The 18,070-nt window shown below is 55.6% G+C and carries 9 protein-coding genes, 3 tRNA genes, 3 rRNA genes and 2 pseudogenes; 10 read left to right on the top strand and 7 right to left on the bottom strand.

Features of this window, described 5'->3' with window-relative positions; translation table 11 throughout:
- The first annotated feature begins 83 nt into the window (after window positions 1–83).
- The 8 genes from msrP (at window position 84) to AB1495_RS04310 (ending at window position 8,210) form a co-directional block, all read left to right on the top strand.
- Window positions 84–992, top strand: coding sequence for a protein-methionine-sulfoxide reductase catalytic subunit MsrP (msrP, locus tag AB1495_RS04345; RefSeq protein ID WP_074636300.1), 909 nt, complete (start codon window positions 84–86; stop codon window positions 990–992).
- A 33-nt stretch (window positions 993–1,025) separates the two neighbouring features.
- On the top strand, window positions 1,026–1,610 hold the full coding sequence (msrQ, locus tag AB1495_RS04340; RefSeq protein WP_074636298.1) for a protein-methionine-sulfoxide reductase heme-binding subunit MsrQ: 585 nt from the start codon (window positions 1,026–1,028) through the stop codon (window positions 1,608–1,610).
- Between the two features lie 683 nt (window positions 1,611–2,293).
- Window positions 2,294–3,753: ribosomal RNA gene (locus AB1495_RS04335) — 16S ribosomal RNA — on the top strand.
- Window positions 3,754–4,001: 248 nt separating this feature from the next.
- Window positions 4,002–4,077, top strand: a tRNA-Ala gene (locus tag AB1495_RS04330).
- A 100-nt stretch (window positions 4,078–4,177) separates the two neighbouring features.
- Window positions 4,178–4,254, top strand: a tRNA-Ile gene (locus tag AB1495_RS04325).
- A 603-nt stretch (window positions 4,255–4,857) separates the two neighbouring features.
- Window positions 4,858–7,765: ribosomal RNA gene (locus AB1495_RS04320) — 23S ribosomal RNA — on the top strand.
- Window positions 7,766–7,948: 183 nt separating this feature from the next.
- Window positions 7,949–8,063, top strand: a 5S ribosomal RNA gene (rrf, locus tag AB1495_RS04315).
- The 16S, 23S and 5S rRNA genes sit together here with 3 tRNA genes alongside, the layout of an rRNA operon.
- 70 nt (window positions 8,064–8,133) lie before the next feature.
- Window positions 8,134–8,210 (top strand) — tRNA-Met (locus AB1495_RS04310).
- On the opposite strand, the gene AB1495_RS04305 is transcribed toward AB1495_RS04310, so the two are convergent.
- Window positions 8,167–8,925 carry a zinc ribbon domain-containing protein gene (locus AB1495_RS04305; RefSeq protein ID WP_139283891.1) on the bottom strand — a complete coding sequence of 253 codons (759 nt, stop codon included), beginning with the start codon at window positions 8,923–8,925 and terminating at the stop codon, window positions 8,167–8,169. The two genes, AB1495_RS04310 and AB1495_RS04305, sit on opposite strands and share 44 nt — an antisense overlap.
- Here AB1495_RS04305 and AB1495_RS04300 point away from each other — a divergent pair.
- Window positions 8,897–9,206, top strand: a pseudogene (locus AB1495_RS04300) (IS3 family transposase); the annotation flags it as partial. The gene AB1495_RS04305 and the pseudogene AB1495_RS04300 sit on opposite strands and share 29 nt — an antisense overlap.
- A 104-nt stretch (window positions 9,207–9,310) precedes the next feature.
- Window positions 9,311–10,480, top strand: a pseudogene (locus AB1495_RS04295) (IS3 family transposase).
- 42 nt (window positions 10,481–10,522) lie between these two features.
- Here the strand turns inward: AB1495_RS04295 and AB1495_RS04290 are convergent.
- The 6 genes from AB1495_RS04290 to dnaN all read right to left on the bottom strand — a co-directional run bounded on the left by AB1495_RS04290 (window position 10,523) and on the right by dnaN (window position 18,005).
- On the bottom strand, window positions 10,523–11,377 hold the full coding sequence (locus AB1495_RS04290; RefSeq protein WP_074637328.1) for an SDR family oxidoreductase: 855 nt from the start codon (window positions 11,375–11,377) through the stop codon (window positions 10,523–10,525).
- 19 nt (window positions 11,378–11,396) lie between these two features.
- A complete protein-coding gene (locus AB1495_RS04285) occupies window positions 11,397–11,960 on the bottom strand; it encodes a TetR/AcrR family transcriptional regulator (RefSeq protein ID WP_244269026.1) in 564 nt (187 codons plus the stop codon).
- Between the two features lie 672 nt (window positions 11,961–12,632).
- The gene (gyrB, locus tag AB1495_RS04280; RefSeq protein WP_074637326.1) at window positions 12,633–15,047 is read right to left on the bottom strand and encodes a DNA topoisomerase (ATP-hydrolyzing) subunit B; all 2,415 of its coding nucleotides are present in this window, start codon (window positions 15,045–15,047) and stop codon (window positions 12,633–12,635) included.
- A 78-nt stretch (window positions 15,048–15,125) separates the two neighbouring features.
- Window positions 15,126–15,746 carry a LysE family translocator gene (locus AB1495_RS04275; protein ID WP_074637324.1) on the bottom strand — a complete coding sequence of 207 codons (621 nt, stop codon included), beginning with the start codon at window positions 15,744–15,746 and terminating at the stop codon, window positions 15,126–15,128.
- Window positions 15,743–16,840, bottom strand: a complete 1,098-nt coding sequence (gene recF, locus AB1495_RS04270) for a DNA replication/repair protein RecF (RefSeq protein ID WP_074637322.1) — start codon at window positions 16,838–16,840, stop codon at window positions 15,743–15,745. Before recF ends, AB1495_RS04275 begins: the two co-directional genes overlap by 4 nt.
- A gap of 46 nt (window positions 16,841–16,886) precedes the next feature.
- Window positions 16,887–18,005: a DNA polymerase III subunit beta gene (gene dnaN / locus AB1495_RS04265; RefSeq protein WP_005850131.1), complete on the bottom strand. Its 1,119-nt coding sequence runs from the start codon at window positions 18,003–18,005 to the stop codon at window positions 16,887–16,889.
- Between the last annotated feature and the right edge of the window lie 65 nt (window positions 18,006–18,070).

The following is an 18,070-nucleotide window of genomic DNA, read 5'->3' as shown; positions in this document are numbered from 1 at the left end:
CTCCTGAAATGTAGCGGATTGCATTTGGTAGGAGCGACAACCCGCAGTAGGCTACCCATGTATATTGGTAAGGAGCGCCTGTTATGGCCTATCGCTGGATCAACACACTCACGGATAAAGACGTCACCCCGCATGCTGCATTTATGAACCGACGTCAGATCATGGGGGGCGCTTTGGCGGGGATCGGGTTGGCCGGTATCGCGGGGCGCACCTCTGCCGCGCCGGAGGGGTTAGAGCCGAACAGTTATGAAGATATCACCAGTTACAATAACTACTATGAATTCGGCACCGGTAAGGACGACCCCGCCAGATACGCGGACCGTCTGACGATTGAACCCTGGACGGTGCAGATTGACGGGCTGGTCGACAAGCCCGGTGCCTATGGGTTCGACGACATCATGCAACAGATGACGATCGAAGAGCGTATCTATCGTTTTCGCTGTGTCGAGGCGTGGTCAATGGTGGTCCCGTGGAACGGGTTCGAGCTGGCGGACCTGCTGAATATGGCCGGTGTGCAGTCCGGCGCAAAATACGTCTCCTTCGAGACTGCGCTGCGTCCTGATGAAATGCCCGGCGTCGCCTATAACGTGCTCGACTGGCCCTACGTCGAAGGGTTGCGTCTGGACGAAGCGATGCACCCGCTGACGATTATGGCAACCGGCATCTATGGCAAGGACATCCCGAAACAGAACGGCGCACCGCTGCGGTTGGTCGTGCCTTGGAAATATGGCTACAAGTCGATCAAATCCGTGGTGCGGATCACCCTCACGGATACTCAGCCCCCGACCAGTTGGAACAAGGCGAATGCAGGGGAGTACGGCTTCTATAGTAATGTGAACCCCGAGGTCGATCACCCCCGTTGGTCGCAGGCCAGCGAAAGGGTCATTGGTGGCGGGCTTTTCTCCAAGCGTATCCCCACGCTGATGTTCAACGGGTACGAGACCGAGGTCGCCGATCTCTATGCTGGTATGGACCTGAGCAAGGATATCTAAACCCGTGTCCTCTATAGAAGTGAGCAGGGCGGTATGATCGACCGCCTGAATACCATCGCGCGACGTGTTCCCACATGGGTCGTATATATAGTGGGGCTTCTGCCAATCCCGTGGTTGCTGTTTCAGGCACAGACCGGCGGGCTGGGGGCGGAGCCGATCAAGGCGTTGGAAAAAGAACTGGGGTTGCTGGCCTTGCAACTGTTGATCGCCGGGTTGGCGATCACGCCCGCGCGGCGCTACCTTCGGCTGAACCTCATCAAGTTTCGCCGCGCCGTGGGATTGCTCGCCTTTATATATGTCTCGCTGCACCTGTTGGTATGGCTGGTGCTGGACGTCGGGATCCTGTCGCAGATCTGGGCCGACATTCTGAAGCGCCCGTATATCACGATCGGCATGGCGGGTTTTGCTTGTCTTGTCCCCCTGGCGGCCACATCGAACAACTTCTCGATCCGCAAGCTGGGGGCCACGTGGCGCAAGCTGCACCGGTTAACCTATCTGGCTGCAATTCTGGCTGGGGTGCACTTCATCTGGCTGGTCAAAGGTTTCCAGATCGAACCTCTCCTCTATATGGCGGCGATTCTGGCTTTGCTGGTCCTACGACTTCCTAAACGGCGCTGATTCCGAATCCGGTCGGTGGCTCGGGCCGGGGACTGTGCCGGATTCGGACCGGGGGAGGGGGAAACAATCCACATTCGCGATGCGAGTCTGTGGATAACCCGCGCGGGCGTAAGTGATGCGGGGCAATGACGTGTTAGCGTGCGAAATAAAGCTGCGCAAAACGCCAGACTCGCGGAATTTTCAAAAATCAAACCGTTGTTTTTATAGGAAAATTCGGAAAGTAGCGAAAAACTGTCATAATCCGAAAAAAGGGGTTGCGGGTATTTGGAACAAACCTTAGAACGCCCCTTACCGGAGACGCAGACATGCAGACACGGGGCGCTAGACGGGGACGACGGGTTACGGTTCGGGTCTTACGTAGCGGGAAAATTCTGAGGTAATTGAGGCGGGGCGCGCTGAGAAGTTTACGGCGCATCTTGGTTTCTTTTGTCTCGACGCTCTTTGAAATTGATAGATATCTGAAGAGATATGTGGGCGGTTTGGTTCATTCGATGGATCAACGTCTGTATATCGCGCTCTTAGGCTTCGGCCGATGATGGAGTGTCAGCTTCACTGTTTGGACGGCTTGTTGTTACTTTGGTAACTTTAAGCACTTCAAACGGAGAAAACGCCTGTATCATTCAGTAAGTGATGCAGGTTTGATGTGCAGAGGTTCGACGTCAAGGATACGCAGTAATGCGTTTCAACTTGAGAGTTTGATCCTGGCTCAGAACGAACGCTGGCGGCAGGCCTAACACATGCAAGTCGAGCGCACCTTCGGGTGAGCGGCGGACGGGTTAGTAACGCGTGGGAACATACCCTTTTCTACGGAATAGCCTCGGGAAACTGAGAGTAATACCGTATAAGCCCTTCGGGGGAAAGATTTATCGGGAAAGGATTGGCCCGCGTTAGATTAGATAGTTGGTGGGGTAATGGCCTACCAAGTCTACGATCTATAGCTGGTTTTAGAGGATGATCAGCAACACTGGGACTGAGACACGGCCCAGACTCCTACGGGAGGCAGCAGTGGGGAATCTTAGACAATGGGCGCAAGCCTGATCTAGCCATGCCGCGTGTGTGATGAAGGTCTTAGGATCGTAAAGCACTTTCGCCAGGGATGATAATGACAGTACCTGGTAAAGAAACCCCGGCTAACTCCGTGCCAGCAGCCGCGGTAATACGGAGGGGGTTAGCGTTGTTCGGAATTACTGGGCGTAAAGCGTACGTAGGCGGATTGGAAAGTTGGGGGTGAAATCCCAGGGCTCAACCCTGGAACTGCCTCCAAAACTATCAGTCTAGAGTTCGAGAGAGGTGAGTGGAATTCCAAGTGTAGAGGTGAAATTCGTAGATATTTGGAGGAACACCAGTGGCGAAGGCGGCTCACTGGCTCGATACTGACGCTGAGGTACGAAAGTGTGGGGAGCAAACAGGATTAGATACCCTGGTAGTCCACACCGTAAACGATGAATGCCAGTCGTCGGGCAGTATACTGTTCGGTGACACACCTAACGGATTAAGCATTCCGCCTGGGGAGTACGGTCGCAAGATTAAAACTCAAAGGAATTGACGGGGGCCCGCACAAGCGGTGGAGCATGTGGTTTAATTCGAAGCAACGCGCAGAACCTTACCAACCCTTGACATCCTGTGCTAACCCGAGAGATCGGGCGTTCACTTCGGTGACGCAGTGACAGGTGCTGCATGGCTGTCGTCAGCTCGTGTCGTGAGATGTTCGGTTAAGTCCGGCAACGAGCGCAACCCACATCCTTAGTTGCCAGCAGTTCGGCTGGGCACTCTAAGGAAACTGCCCGTGATAAGCGGGAGGAAGGTGTGGATGACGTCAAGTCCTCATGGCCCTTACGGGTTGGGCTACACACGTGCTACAATGGCAGTGACAATGGGTTAATCCCAAAAAGCTGTCTCAGTTCGGATTGGGGTCTGCAACTCGACCCCATGAAGTCGGAATCGCTAGTAATCGCGTAACAGCATGACGCGGTGAATACGTTCCCGGGCCTTGTACACACCGCCCGTCACACCATGGGAGTTGGTTCTACCCGACGACGCTGCGCTAACCTTCGGGGGGCAGGCGGCCACGGTAGGATCAGCGACTGGGGTGAAGTCGTAACAAGGTAGCCGTAGGGGAACCTGCGGCTGGATCACCTCCTTTCTAAGGATGATCTTAGCAGCGAGAACTTGTTCTCACTCGTAGATCACTTAGCAGGTCAGTAAACAAAACTGACCATATTCAAGGCATCGCAAGATGACCTTTCGGACCGAGCCGTCCTCATATCTCTTCAGCAAGCGTCTCACGCAGTGAGGCGCGAAGCCCCGACAGGGTATTTGCACAGCAAATGTCCCGGAAGGGGTAGGGTTGCTTCATGCAGCCAACGTAACACGCAGCCCTCGGGCTACGCTGGGGCCTTAGCTCAGCTGGGAGAGCGCCTGATTTGCATTCAGGAGGTCAGGAGTTCGATCCTCCTAGGCTCCACCAAGCATACGGCCCTTGAATAACCGCTTGGGCTGGTCCCTCTCGGGACATTCCTTCGGAATGCCCTGCCGGGACGTCGCGGTTTTGCTTTGCAAAACACGCTGGGTCGGTAGCTCAGGTGGTTAGAGCGCACGCCTGATAAGCGTGAGGTCGGAGGTTCAAGTCCTCCTCGACCCACCAAGATCTTTGCCAGCTAAAGATCGTCGCCCAAACAGGGTTTTGCGCAGCAAAGCACGCGTTGGGCAAGCACACGATTTGACCATTAAGCACTGTTCGCAGTTCTTAATCGTCCAATCGGACGGCGCGCAAGCGCATGGGTGACATTCCTTTGGAATGCATCTGATTGACATCGTAAAGAGAGATACAGTTACTTTAAGAGTAATCTTGAAGTAACAAACAACACGATCTGATCGCACCGCGTTAGGTGATGATCTCGGTTGCTGCTCCTATTGGAGCCGGCGTTTACTTGACTGTTTCCTCGGTCTTTTGAACGTATCGCGACTGAAAGCGACGTGTTGTCCAAGTCAAGTACACTAACCAGAGTAGTGACGCCTGCTTCCTGCACGGAAGGTAGGCTAGATGCACTGCTCGCTGTCCACTCTGAGAGAGTGGGCGGGTAAAAGTATGCTTTTGATCTGGAATAAGGGAAGACAGTTTCTTACCAGCTTCTGTCTCCCGCGTTGGACTGCCTGCCTTATGCAGCGTCGTTAGTTTGTTGGTGTAAATAGCCCTCAAGTAGCGAAGCGGTAGGGCATATTAGGTAGTCTTTCTTTTTCTGGATCAAATCAAGCGCGAAAAGGGCGTTTGGTGAATGCCTTGGCAGTAAGAGGCGATGAAAGACGTGATACTCTGCGATAAGCCATGGGGAGCTGAGAATAAGCTTTGATCCATGGATTTCTGAATGGGGCAACCCACCTGATTGTTTATTGTTGTCCTACCGCTTTGCTACTTGAGGACGTAAGTTCGCAGGTAACAGACGGTGGGTTCATCAGTAAGCAGAACCAGGTATTTATAGACTGAATACATAGGTTTATAAAAGCAAACCCGGGGAACTGAAACATCTAAGTACCCGGAGGAAAGGAAATCAATTGATACTCCCCTAGTAGCGGCGAGCGAACGGGGACCAGCCGAGCCATGAGTGTGGTTAGAATGCGTTGGAATGCGCAACCAAAGTGGGTGATAGTCCCGTATAAGAAGCATGATTGGACGTATTAAGTAGGGCGGAACACGTGAAATTCTGTCTGAAGATCGGAGGACCACCTTCGAAGGCTAAGTACTCCTTACTGACCGATAGTGAACCAGTACCGTGAGGGAAAGGTGAAAAGCACCCCGACGAGGGGAGTGAAACAGTACCTGAAACCGAACGCCTACAATCAGTTGGAGGGTCTTTACGGCCTGACAGCGTACCTTTTGTATAATGGGTCATCGACTTGGTCTCACAAGCAAGCTTAAGCCGTTAGGTGTAGGCGTAGCGAAAGCGAGTCTTAATAGGGCGTTGAGTTTGTGGGATCAGACCCGAAACCGAGTGATCTAGGCATGGCCAGGTTGAAGATAAGGTAACACTTATTGGAGGACCGAACCCACATCCGTTGAAAAGGATCGGGATGAGCTGTGCCTAGGGGTGAAAGGCCAATCAAACTCGGAGATAGCTGGTTCTCTGCGAAATCTATTTAGGTAGAGCGTCATCCGAATACCCTCGGGGGTAGAGCACTGGATGGGTAATGGGGCCCCACAGGCTTACTGATCCTAACCAAACTCCGAATACCGAGGAGTACTAGATGGCAGACACACAGCGGATGCTAACGTCCGTTGTGAAGAGGGAAACAACCCTGACCTACAGCTAAGGCCCCTAATTCATGGCTAAGTGGGAAAGCAGGTGAGACGACCAAAACAACCAGGAGGTTGGCTTAGAAGCAGCCATCCTTTAAAGATAGCGTAACAGCTCACTGGTCTAAATAAGTTGTCTTGCGGCGAAGATGTAACGGGGCTCAAGCCATGAGCCGAAGCTTAGGATGCATTAATTGCATGGTAGCAGAGCGTAGTGTGACATAAGACTTATCTTTATTATCGCTTAACGTCTGTTTGGTACGTGTAAACGTGCTCAAGTAGCCGTAGGCGGTAGCACAAGATAAAGTCTTTTCTGTGAAGCCGGCGCGTGAGCGATCCGGTGGAGAGATCACTAGTGAGAATGATGACATGAGTAGCGACAAAGAGTGTGAGAGACACTCTCGCCGAAAATCCAAGGGTTCCTGCTTAAAGCTAATCTGAGCAGGGTAAGCCGACCCCTAAGGCGAGGCCGAAAGGCGTAGTCGATGGGAACCAGGTTAATATTCCTGGGCCAGATGGAAGTGACGGATCTCGAGGGTAGTTCATCCTTATCGGATTGAATGGGCTGCTTAGAGGTCCCTGGAAATAGCTCCATCGCTAGATCGTACCCTAAACCGACACAGGTGGATAGGTAGAGAATACCAAGGCGCTTGAGAGAACTATGTTGAAGGAACTCGGCAAAATACCTCCGTAAGTTCGCGAGAAGGAGGCCCGGTTCCTAGGCAACTAGGGGCTGGGGGCACAAACCAGGGGGTGGCGACTGTTTATTAAAAACACAGGGCTCTGCGAAGTCGTAAGACGACGTATAGGGTCTGACGCCTGCCCGGTGCCTGAAGGTTAAAAGGAGGAGTGAGAGCTCTGAATTGAAGCCCAGGTAAACGGCGGCCGTAACTATAACGGTCCTAAGGTAGCGAAATTCCTTGTCGGGTAAGTTCCGACCTGCACGAATGGCGTAACGACTTCCCCGCTGTCTCCAACATAGACTCAGCGAAATTGAATTACCGGTCAAGATGCCGGTTACCCGCGGTTAGACGGAAAGACCCCGTGCACCTTTACTACAACTTCACACTGGCATTAGGCCGAACATGTGCAGGATAGGTGGTGGGCTTTGAAACGTGGACGCCAGTCTGCGTGGAGCCTCCCTTGAGATACCACCCTTGTTCTGCTTGATGTCTAACCGCGGTCCGTTATCCGGATCCGGGACCCTGTGTGGTGGGTAGTTTGACTGGGGCGGTCGCCTCCTAAATCGTAACGGAGGCGCGCGAAGGTTGGCTCAGAGCGGTCGGAAATCGCTCGTTGAGTGCAATGGCAGAAGCCAGCCTGACTGCGAGACTGACAAGTCGAGCAGAGTCGAAAGACGGCCATAGTGATCCGGTGGTCCCAAGTGGGAGGGCCATCGCTCAACGGATAAAAGGTACGCCGGGGATAACAGGCTGATACTGCCCAAGAGTCCATATCGACGGCAGTGTTTGGCACCTCGATGTCGGCTCATCTCATCCTGGGGCTGGAGCAGGTCCCAAGGGTACGGCTGTTCGCCGTTTAAAGAGGTACGTGAGCTGGGTTTAGAACGTCGTGAGACAGTTCGGTCCCTATCTTCCGTGGGTGTAGGATACTTGAGAGGAGTTGCCCCTAGTACGAGAGGACCGGGGTGAACGATCCACTGGTGGACCAGTTGTTATGCCAATAGCAGTGCTGGGTAGCTATGATCGGACAGGATAACCGCTGAAGGCATCTAAGCGGGAAGCCCCCCTCAAAACAAGGTATCCCTGAGAGCCGAGATAGACCATCTCGTCGATAGGCCAGAGATGTAAGCGTAGTAATACGTTCAGTTGACTGGTACTAATTGCTCGATAGGCTTGATTTGATCCAGTAGAAGAAAGACTTCTTACTAGGACAAAAGCATACACATACAATCAGTCGTACTGACTTGGACATATCCTTACCCACAACGGTGAGGAGGCGGGAACGCGCATCCTTCGGATACGCTCTCTCCCGCTTGTTGCTCTTTTGCCAATGGCAAAAGGAACAACATAGAGGTTTTACTCGGTTTGGTGGTCATAGCGTAAGCAAAACACCCGATCCCATCCCGAACTCGGCAGTTAAGTGCTACTGCGCCAATGGTACTGCGTCTTAAGACGTGGGAGAGTAGGTCACCGCCAAACCTAGCAAAACCTCTACGTATCTCTCAAACGATGACAATTAATAAGCCAATACAAAAACATTGGCACCCGGCGCGGGATGGAGCAGCCCGGTAGCTCGTCAGGCTCATAACCTGAAGGTCGTAGGTTCAAATCCTACTCCCGCAACCAACTTTAAAGAACAGGCCGCAGTCGAAAGACTCGCGGCCTTTTTGCTGTCCCCAACGATCAATAGTTCCAGCAGCTTACCTTGGATATCGAGCTCGTGATGTTCCTTGTGTTCGTTCCGGCTCACCACCACCGTGTCGATCAACGTGTGAAGTTCGTCAGCCGCTGCACCGGCAACTACCTCATCCGACAGCGTGCTTGCGAGATCAGCCACGTAGGCCCTGTAAAGGGATGGCAGGTCTTCCGGCAGGTCGATGGGAGTCGGGACAAGCGCTTCCCGCTCCGCCCGCAGTGCCTTCAGCTCCGCGTCCACCGCATTCAGCCGTTCGATCAGTGCCTCCGAAAAGGTGCCGCCCTCGCCGGCGCGCACCAGATTGGCGTGGGTCTTCTCCGTCTCCCAGATCCGGTCATCGTGTCGGCGCAGGGCCTCACCGGTCTCGTGCTCTTGGGCTCGGACCTTTTCTACAAACTTCTTCCGAAAATCCCCGTAGGCGGCGTCTTGCATCAGACCTGTCCGCAGACCGCTCAGGATGCTTTCGGCAGCGTCGGTCTCGGACAGGCCGGGCATGCCGGTGCAGACAGCCTTGCCCTTCTCTTTATGGTTGGCACAGTAATAGCGTCGGCGCGCGCCTTTGCCTGCGACAGTAAGGTTGCCGCCGCATTGGCCGCAGCTCAGCAGTCCTGAAAGCAGATACTTCCGTCTGCGGGCCCACAACATCGAACACTCGATGAGCAGGCGCGGGAATTGCCATGACAATGCGCGCGTCCATTGTCCTCGGACCAATGGCGGACAAAGACTTGCCTGAGAGCTTCTTCAACCTGCTCAAACGGGAACGCGTCCGGCGTCGAACATATAAAACCCGCGAGCAGGCCGGACAGGACATCTTCGACTACATCGAAATGTTCTATAACCCGAAACGCAAACATGTCAGAAACGGTATGCTGTCGCCTGTCGACTTCGAAAACAGACAGTTCAATGTGAACCAAGAAGGTGTCTAGGAAACGAGGGGCTATTCAATCCCATGCTCACGGGGTAATCCCCCCCAAAATTAGCGGTGTTCAAAAGTAGAATTTTCTCGGCAAGATATCTGAGGAGATTTACGATGAAGAACGGACGATACAGCGACGCGCAAATCATGGCAGTGTTGAAGCAGGCGGAGGGCGGTGTGCCGGTCTCTGAGCTGTGCCGTGAGCATGGCATGAGCAGCGCTAGTTTCTATAAGTGGCGCGCTAAGTTTGGCGGCATGCACTGCACGGCAGGGTTATGCGTAGCATGATCCCGAGAGTGGACGCGTCCTTGATGTCCGAGATGAAGGATATGGCGGAAGAGAACCGTCGTCTGAAGCGCATGTATGCCGAGATGAGCATGCAAAATGATCTGCTGAAGGAAGCCCTTGGAAAAAAGCGTTAAGGCCGTCTCTGCGACGAGAACCTCTCGGGACATTGCTTCGCAATGCCCTGCCGGTCAACGGATGGCCATGAATGCGGTCGCACGACACGGCGTAAGCATCGCGTCGGCGTGCCGGGCGTTCGAGATCAGCGAGACCTGCTACAGATACAGCCCTGTAATGAGCGACGAGAATGAAGAGATCGCCGATTGGCTGGAACGTCTGACAGCAAACAAGCGCAACTGGGGCTTCGGCCTGTGCTTTCTGTATCTGCGCAACGTCCAGGGTTACGGCTGGAACCACAAGCGGGTCTATCGGATCTACTGCGAGCTGGAGCTAAACCTGCGTATCAAGCCCAAGAAACGCTTGAAGCGGGACAAGCCGGAACCCCTGTCTGTGCCTGATAAGCCCAATGAGACATGGTCGATGGATTTCATGGCGGATCAGCTGGCAGATGGGCGCTCGATCAGGACATTGAACGTGCTGGATGACTTCAATCGTGAGGGCCTATGCATCGAAGTGGACTTCTCGCTGCCCGCAGAGAGAGTGGTCAGAAGCTTAAACCAGATCATCGAATGGCGCGGTCAACCGCAGACAATTCGCGTCGATAATGGCCCAGAATATATTAGTGGTAAGCTGATGGAATGGGCCGAAAAACGCAATGTTCGACTGGAATACATCCAGCCAGGCAAGCCACAACAAAATGCCTACATTGAACGCTACAACCGCACCGTTCGCGGCGAATGGCTTGGGCAATACATCTTCGAAACCATCGAGGAGGCACAAGACCAAGCAACTGAATGGCTCTGGACTTACAACAACGAGCGACCCAACATGGGTATCGGCGGCATGACACCCGCCATGAAACTGAAAACAGCCGCCTGAATTCTACGGCTGGACCCCATTAAAAATGGGGGGATTACCCGACTATTTCAGGAACTGTTCGGCGACCAGCGATTGTTGCTTTAGTCCATCCGGATCAAGGCCAGTCTTGAGTTTGCTGAAGTCTTCGGACCATTCAGAAGTCCGCGTGCGGACAGGAGGCTGTTGTGAACCCATTACCTTCATGACAATCGCAGCGACCTCATCCGCGGTCTGGTAGATGCCCGTCTCTTGGCGGTTTTGTGAACCCGCAATATATTTTTGAAGGATCGGCAGGTATTCGTCTTCCAACATGCCACCCGTCTGTTCGACTTGCTCCAGCACCGTATTGGCAAACTCAGAAGCTATGCCGCCTGGCTCAACGGCGGTGAAGTGGATGCCGAACGCTGGGGTGATGTAGCTGGCCATTGCTTCCGTCAGGCCTTCGACAGCAAATTTCGCGCCGCAGTAGATTTCGTTGAACGGCTGACCAACCAAGCCACCGACAGAACTGATGTTAATCACATGGCCGGCGCGGGCTTTGCGCATGTGTGGCATGACCGCCTTGATGCAGCGCGTGACGCCTGTGTAGTTGATGTCGAGGATCTTTTGGATATCAGCTTCTTCGGCCTGCTCAAGGCTGCGTACATACCCCATGCCAGCGTTATTGATCAGCACGTCAATGCGGCCCTGTTCGTCAATAACGGTATCGACTGCTGCGTTGACAGAGTCCGCATCCTGCACGTCAAGTTGCAGCACGTTCAGCGTTACCCCCGCAACCTGTGCAGCCGCATCGAGAGTGCCGCGTTTTTGGGTGTTGCGCATGGTGGCGTACACGGTGTGTCCGGCCTGTGCAGCCTGAACGGCGGTGGCCACGCCAAGGCCAGTGGATGTGCCTGTGATGAGTATAACTTTCGGCATGGTTTGATCCTTTTGATTACTATTTTGCGATCGAAAGCCAGACCCGCTCAAAGGTCTGTTCGATCAGTTTTTCGGGGATTTTCTGACCTGAAAGGACGGCACTGCGTGCGAGCTGCATGGCGGGAGCCACCAACAAAAGTGAAAGCAGACTGGTATCAAGATCGGCCAAAGTGCCGTCATCCACCCCACGTTTTAGGAGTGCCGCAATATCAGCGGCATATTTGTCCGTGATGGCTTGTTGCTCTGGTGAGAGTATCGTTGCAGCACTCACATAATCGAGAAACAGGAAGTCCTGCGGGCGGATACGCACAAAGTCGAACATCGCAAACCACATATTTCGGACAAGTTGCGCGCTGTCGGTCTCGACCTGGTGTTTGGTGACGGTGTGGTGGAAGTCTGCCTTGAGCTCCATGTACACCTTCCGGAGCATGTCATCCTTGTTTTCAAAATGGACGTAGATCGTGCCTGCGGAGACCTTTGCCCGCGCAACGATGCCTGCTACATTTAACGAGGAGATCCCGTTTTCCACAACTTCGGCGACCAAAGCGTCGCGGAGTTTTTCTCTGGTTTCTGATTTGCTCATTCTGGGCATTTATCATCCTCACCGCGGGCCATGGTCAATTTAGGTAATGAATATTCATTATCAATATCGGTGTTGCAATTTTTCATGCTTTTGTATGTTTAAGATTTTAGGTAAGCGACCGAAGCACTCACAGTGCGGATGCTGTTGGCTAAGCGTAAGGCTCGACCTTCGCAGGTCACATGGCTATTGGTTCAGTCCGTGCAGGTGGCTTGCAGCTAAGTTCTGCCAAGGGCCATAGTAACCGTCTTGCAATGCAACGTTTGCCCGCACTGCTGACCTCATCCTGCCAAATTATGCTGCACGATGCCACCGATGGCTGGTTTGAGGAAGCAACAGCCTAGCAATGATCTGCCCAACGAGTGGCAGTTTAGGGCCGTAATCGCCGCCTGTCCTAAGCGAATGTAATTGTAAACATAAAACGCGGAGCTGATTGGGGGGGGTAAGGGGCCAGTCCAATGTCATGGGCAATGGGCATAGAGTGATTGAAGGCTAATTGGAATGTTCACTCGGATTTGAAGGGGGAGGCGGCAAGCCTGGCGCGATCCTATAAGCCCTCCGTATTTGGATGAATCAAATAAGTTATTGAATTAAAATGATTTCATATTGCTTGGCATCATCGGCGACGCGCAAACTTATGCACGCCACGCAATTTTACCCGCTTCCCTACATCGCTTAAAAATCCAGGTTCTCGACGCTCAGCGCGTTTTGCTGGATGAATTCGCGGCGGGGTTCTACGACGTCGCCCATCAGCTTGGTGAACAGGTCGTCTGCTTCGGCCATATCCGCGACCTTAACCTGCAACAGGGTGCGGGCGTCGGGGTCAAGCGTGGTTTCCCACAGCTGATCGGGGTTCATTTCGCCCAGACCTTTGTAGCGTTGCAGGGACAGGCCTTTTTCACCTTCGGCAAGGATCGCTTCAAGCAGGTCCATGGGGCCGTGGATCAGCTGGCTACGGTCTTTGCGCACCAGTTTGGCGGGTGTGCCGTAGACATCTTGCAGGTGCTCTGTGAACCCGCCCGAGCGTTTGGCCTCGCCCGACCGCAGCATGCGACCGTCGAGGGTACGCACCTCTTCCACGCCGCGCAGGATGCGGGCGAGGCGAACGCCGTGGTCTTGGGTGATGCGGCCTTGCCAGCCACGTTCCCATTCCAATGCGATCAGGTTCAGACGCTCTGCGACCTTGTCGGCCACGCCTTGCAGATCAGCATCGACCGCGCCCGGCACAAAGGCACCGGCGATGGCGGCCTGTTCCAGAATATGGCGGGGGTAATGGGTCGGGAAAGCTTCAAGAACACGACGCATCTGGCGGGCCAGATCGACAACGCGGGCCAGATCCTGACCTGTGATTTCCTCGCCATTGCCCTGTTTTAGCATAGCGCCTTCAATGCCCTGCTGGATCAGGTAGTCCTCCATCGCGGCCTGATCCTTGAGGTAGACCTCGGACTTGCCACGCGACACTTTGTACAAGGGCGGCTGCGCGATATAGAGGTGGCCGTTCTCGATCAGCTGCGGCATCTGACGGTAGAAGAACGTGAGCAACAGCGTACGGATGTGTGCGCCGTCAACATCCGCATCGGTCATGATGACGATCTTGTGGTAGCGCAGTTTATCGATGTTGAATTCATCGCGGCCAATCCCGGTGCCGAGCGCCATAACAAGGTTTCCGATTTCCTGACTGCCCAGCATCCGGTCAAACCGGGCGCGTTCGACGTTCAGGATCTTACCTTTCAGGGGCAAGATCGCCTGTGTCTGGCGGTCACGGCCCGTTTGCGCAGAGCCACCGGCGGAGTCACCCTCCACCAGAAAGACTTCGGTTTTGGACGGGTCTTTTTCGGAGCAATCCTTGAGCTTGCCCGCAAGGAAGTTCACATCCATCGCGGTCTTGCGGCGGGTCAGGTCGCGGGCCTTGCGCGCTGCTTCGCGGGCGTGGGCGGCTTCGATGATCTTGCCGACAACGATCTTGGCGATCTGCGGGTTTTCTTCAAACCATTCGGCCAGCTTTTCGTTCACCAGGCCTTCGACGGCGGGGCGCACTTCGGAGCTGACAAGTTTGTCCTTGGTCTGAGAGCTGAACTTGGGGTCGGGCACCTTGACCGACAGCACGCAGGTCAGGCCTTCGCGGGCGTCATCCCCGGTGAAGGATACTTTTTCCTTCTTCGCGATACCTGAAGATTGCGCGTAGTTGTTGATCGTCCGCGTCAGCGCCCCGCGGAAGCCCGCGGTGTGGGTGCCGCCGTCACGCTGCGGGATGTTGTTGGTAAACGGCAGCACGTTTTCATGGTAGCTGTCGTTCCACCACATCGCGACTTCGACGCCGATATCGTCTTTCTCGCCCGTGATGAAAATCGGTTCGGGCATGACAGAGGTTTTCGACCGGTCGAGGTATTTCACGAATTCCTTCACGCCGCCTTCATAGAAAAGCTCGGTCCGCAGAGGTTCGGCAGGGCGTTCATCGGTCAGGATGATGCGCACGCCGGAGTTCAGGAACGCCAGTTCGCGCAGACGTTTTTCCAGCGTCTCGAAGCTATAGTCGAGGTTCGAAAACGTCTCGGTCGAGGCCATGAACCGGACTTCGGTGCCGGTGCGTTCGGTGGGGCCCACGACCTCTAGGTGTTTGGTGGTGAAACCGCCTTCAAAGCGCGCGACATGTTCCTTGCCTTCGCGCCAGATGCGCAGTTCCAGCCAATCGGACAGCGCGTTCACAACCGAAACACCCACGCCGTGCAGACCGCCCGACACCTTATAGGAGTTGCTGTCGAACTTACCGCCCGCGTGCAACTGGGTCATGATGACCTCGGCCGCGGAAACGCCTTCTTCCTGGTGGATACCGACGGGAATACCGCGCCCGTTGTCACTGACCGAGACAGAGCTGTCGTCGTGAATTGTGACGTTCACCGCATCCGCATGACCGGCCAGCGCCTCGTCAATGCCGTTGTCCACGACCTCATAGACCATGTGGTGCAGACCCGACCCGTCATCGGTGTCACCGATATACATGCCCGGACGTTTGCGAACCGCTTCTAAGCCTTTGAGAACCTTAATGGAATCTGCGCCATATTCCTCGGGGAGCTGATCGGTGTCGGACATTTTGGGAAACCTTCTTTTGTTACCCAATTTATAGTGTTTTCCGCCACGATTGTCACGCGCCTGACACAAGATTTTGCGTTAGACGAAGGGGATGAGCAAACCTACGCAGATCAGCAGCGCACCGGCCACGATGTTGATGCGTTTCAGGGTCGTCGGGTCGGTCATCAGGCCGCGCAATTTGCCCACTAAAGCGGCGATCGCAAGGTTCCCGAACAGCGGGATCGCGACGGATGCGGCGATGATCGCGCCCACGTCCAATGCGGTGACATGGCGCAGATCAAAGAAACCCGGCAGCACACCGATATAGAACAGAACGGCCTTTGGGTTGCCCAGAATGGCCAGCAACCCGGCACCGAAGCCGGCCCACGCGCCGGGGCGGGTCAGACGGTTGTCGCGGTCGATCTTGGCGTCGGCATGGCGGATCAGCAACACGCCCATGATCAGGAACACGGCACAGGCGATCCAGCGCATGCCAAGCATGAACATATCAAACACCGACAGGATCCAGCTGATGCCAAGCACCGCCACCAGCGGCCAGAGCATATCACCGATCGCCACCCCAAGGGCGAGCGGCCAGGCCGCGCCAAACCCGCCCGACAGCGCGCGTGCCATAATGGCAAGCCAGACAGGGCCCGGGGTCAGAAACAGGATCACAAGCGCGCCGCAGTACAGCAGCAGGTCGGGCAGGGCGATAGTCATGGAAGCATCCTTGCAGTTGATAGGCCGAGGGTCTCTGTCACCTCAAGCCGTTGTGCGCGGGGGCCGAGCGTGTCGAACAACTCTTCTCCGGTACCGGTCATCCAGGCTTGGGCACCAAGGGCGCATAGTTCGTCATAGAGCGCGGCGCGACGGTCGGCGTCCAGATGGGCAGCGACCTCGTCCAGCAGCAGCAGGGGCGGCGCGCCGAAATCAGCGGCCAGGGCGCGGGCGTTCGCAAGGATCAGCGACACCAGCAGGGCTTTCTGCTCTCCGGTTGAACAATCACGCGCGGGCACGTCCTTGGCGGCATAGACCCCTTCAAGATCGGCGCGATGCGGCCCGATCAGGGTCCGCCCTGCTGACAGATCGCGCATCCGGTTATCGGCGAGCGCCTGACGCAACCCCTCGGCGGTGGTGGGCATGTCGCAGATCAGATCAAGCGTCGCGGTGGGAAAGGCGGTCTCGGCCTGCGCCTGCGCTTCGGTGATGGCTTGCAAGGCGGCGACACGGTTGGCGTGGATCGCGCTTCCGGCCTCGGCCATTTGCTGTTCCAGCGCGACATACCACGACGGTTCGCGCACCATATCCTTCAGTAGGCGGTTGCGTTCGCGCATGGCCTTTTCATAGGCAAGCGACTGATCTGCATGGTCAGGCAGAAAGCTGAGCGTCATGCGGTCAAGGAAACGGCGGCGACCTTCGGCGCCTTCGATCCACAGACGGTCCATCGACGGGATCAGCCACAGCACCCGCGCAATGCGCCCTAATCCGGTCTGCGCTGTCGCCTTGCCGTCAATCCGCACCTGCCGCGCGGCACCCGCCTCTGACCAGATCTCGACCTCGTGGATCTGGCCCAGACTGTGCAGATGTGCGGTGATCTTCCAGCCAAGCGCCTCTGGCCGGCGCGTCATATCCGACGCGCTTGACCGGCGCAGGCCGCGGCCGGGGGACAACAACGACACGGCTTCCAGAATATTGGTCTTTCCCGCGCCATTGGGCCCGAAAATAGACACAGGCCGCGCGTCGCAATCGATCACCGCACGTTTATGCGAGCGAAAATGCGACAGCGTCAGCTGGGAGAGGTAAAGCCCGCTCATACGATTGGTATGAATGCGTTAAGATGTTCGACGTAGCCTGTCAGCGTCACACACGCATCGGCATAACGACATAGACTGCAGACATGTCATTGCCTTCGCGCATCAACGTCGGATCACCGGAGGAGTTGAACAGGAACACGGCGTTTTCACGGTCTACCTGGCTTGCGATCTCAAGCAGGTATTTCGCGTTAAACCCGATCTCCAGCCGTTCGTCGGCATAGGCAACGACCAGTTCTTCCTCGGCGGCACCGCTGTCAGGCGCGTTGACGGACAGCACCAGACGATCTTCGTCCAGTTGCAGCTTGACGGCGCGGGACCGTTCGGAGCTTACGGTCGCAACACGGTCTACGGCGCGGGCGAAATCGCTGGCGTCGACTTCCATCTTGCGGGTATTGCCCTGCGGGATCACGCGGGTGTAGTCGGGGAACGTCCCGTCGATGACCTTGGAGGTCAGAGTGATGTCCGGTGTGGCAAAGCGGATTTTGGTCTCGGACACGGAAACGGCGATTTCCATATCGTCGTCGTCCAGCAGCTTGCGCAGCTCGCCCACGGTTTTGCGGGGCACGATCACGCCGGGCATTTCTGCGGCACCCTCGGGCATGGGCGCGTCGATGCGGGCCAGACGGTGGCCATCGGTGGCAACGCAGCGCAGCACCTTGCTGCCTTCGCTGTCCGAAATATGCATGTAAACTCCGTTCAGATAGTACCGTGTTTCTTCGGTCGAGATGGCGAATTTGGATTTGTCGAACAGGCGGCGCAGCACGGGGGCAGGGGCCTTGAAGTTCGACTGGTATTCAGAAGTCGCCATGACGGGGAAATCTTCGCGCGGCAGTGTCGCGAGCGAGAAGTTGGAGCGGCCCGCTTCGACCGTCAGACGCCCCGCGGCGCTGTCGGCGGTCAGGCTGATCAACGCGCCATCAGGCAGCTTGCGCACGATCTCATGCAATGTGGTCGCGGAAACCGTGGTCGCACCGGCACGTTCGACCTGCGCCGCGGCCTTGTCGACCACTTCGATGTCCAGATCGGTCGCGCGGAACGACGCGTCCGAGCCTTCGGCCTCGATCAGCACGTTGGCGAGGATTGGGATGGTATTGCGGCGCTCTACCACGGATTGGGCCTGTGATACGGCCTTAAGCAGCGCGGCGCGTTCAATGCTGAATTTCATATGCCATCTCCATTCCGGCAGTCCGGGAGGGCAAACTACCCGATACCAATGTATTCACAAGAGTT

The sequence above is a fragment of the Sulfitobacter pontiacus genome, from assembly GCF_040790665.1.
Taxonomy (GTDB): domain Bacteria; phylum Pseudomonadota; class Alphaproteobacteria; order Rhodobacterales; family Rhodobacteraceae; genus Sulfitobacter; species Sulfitobacter pontiacus.
The sequence above is the reverse complement of the archived record's forward strand: the minus strand, read 5'-3'. Positions and strand labels throughout refer to the sequence as shown.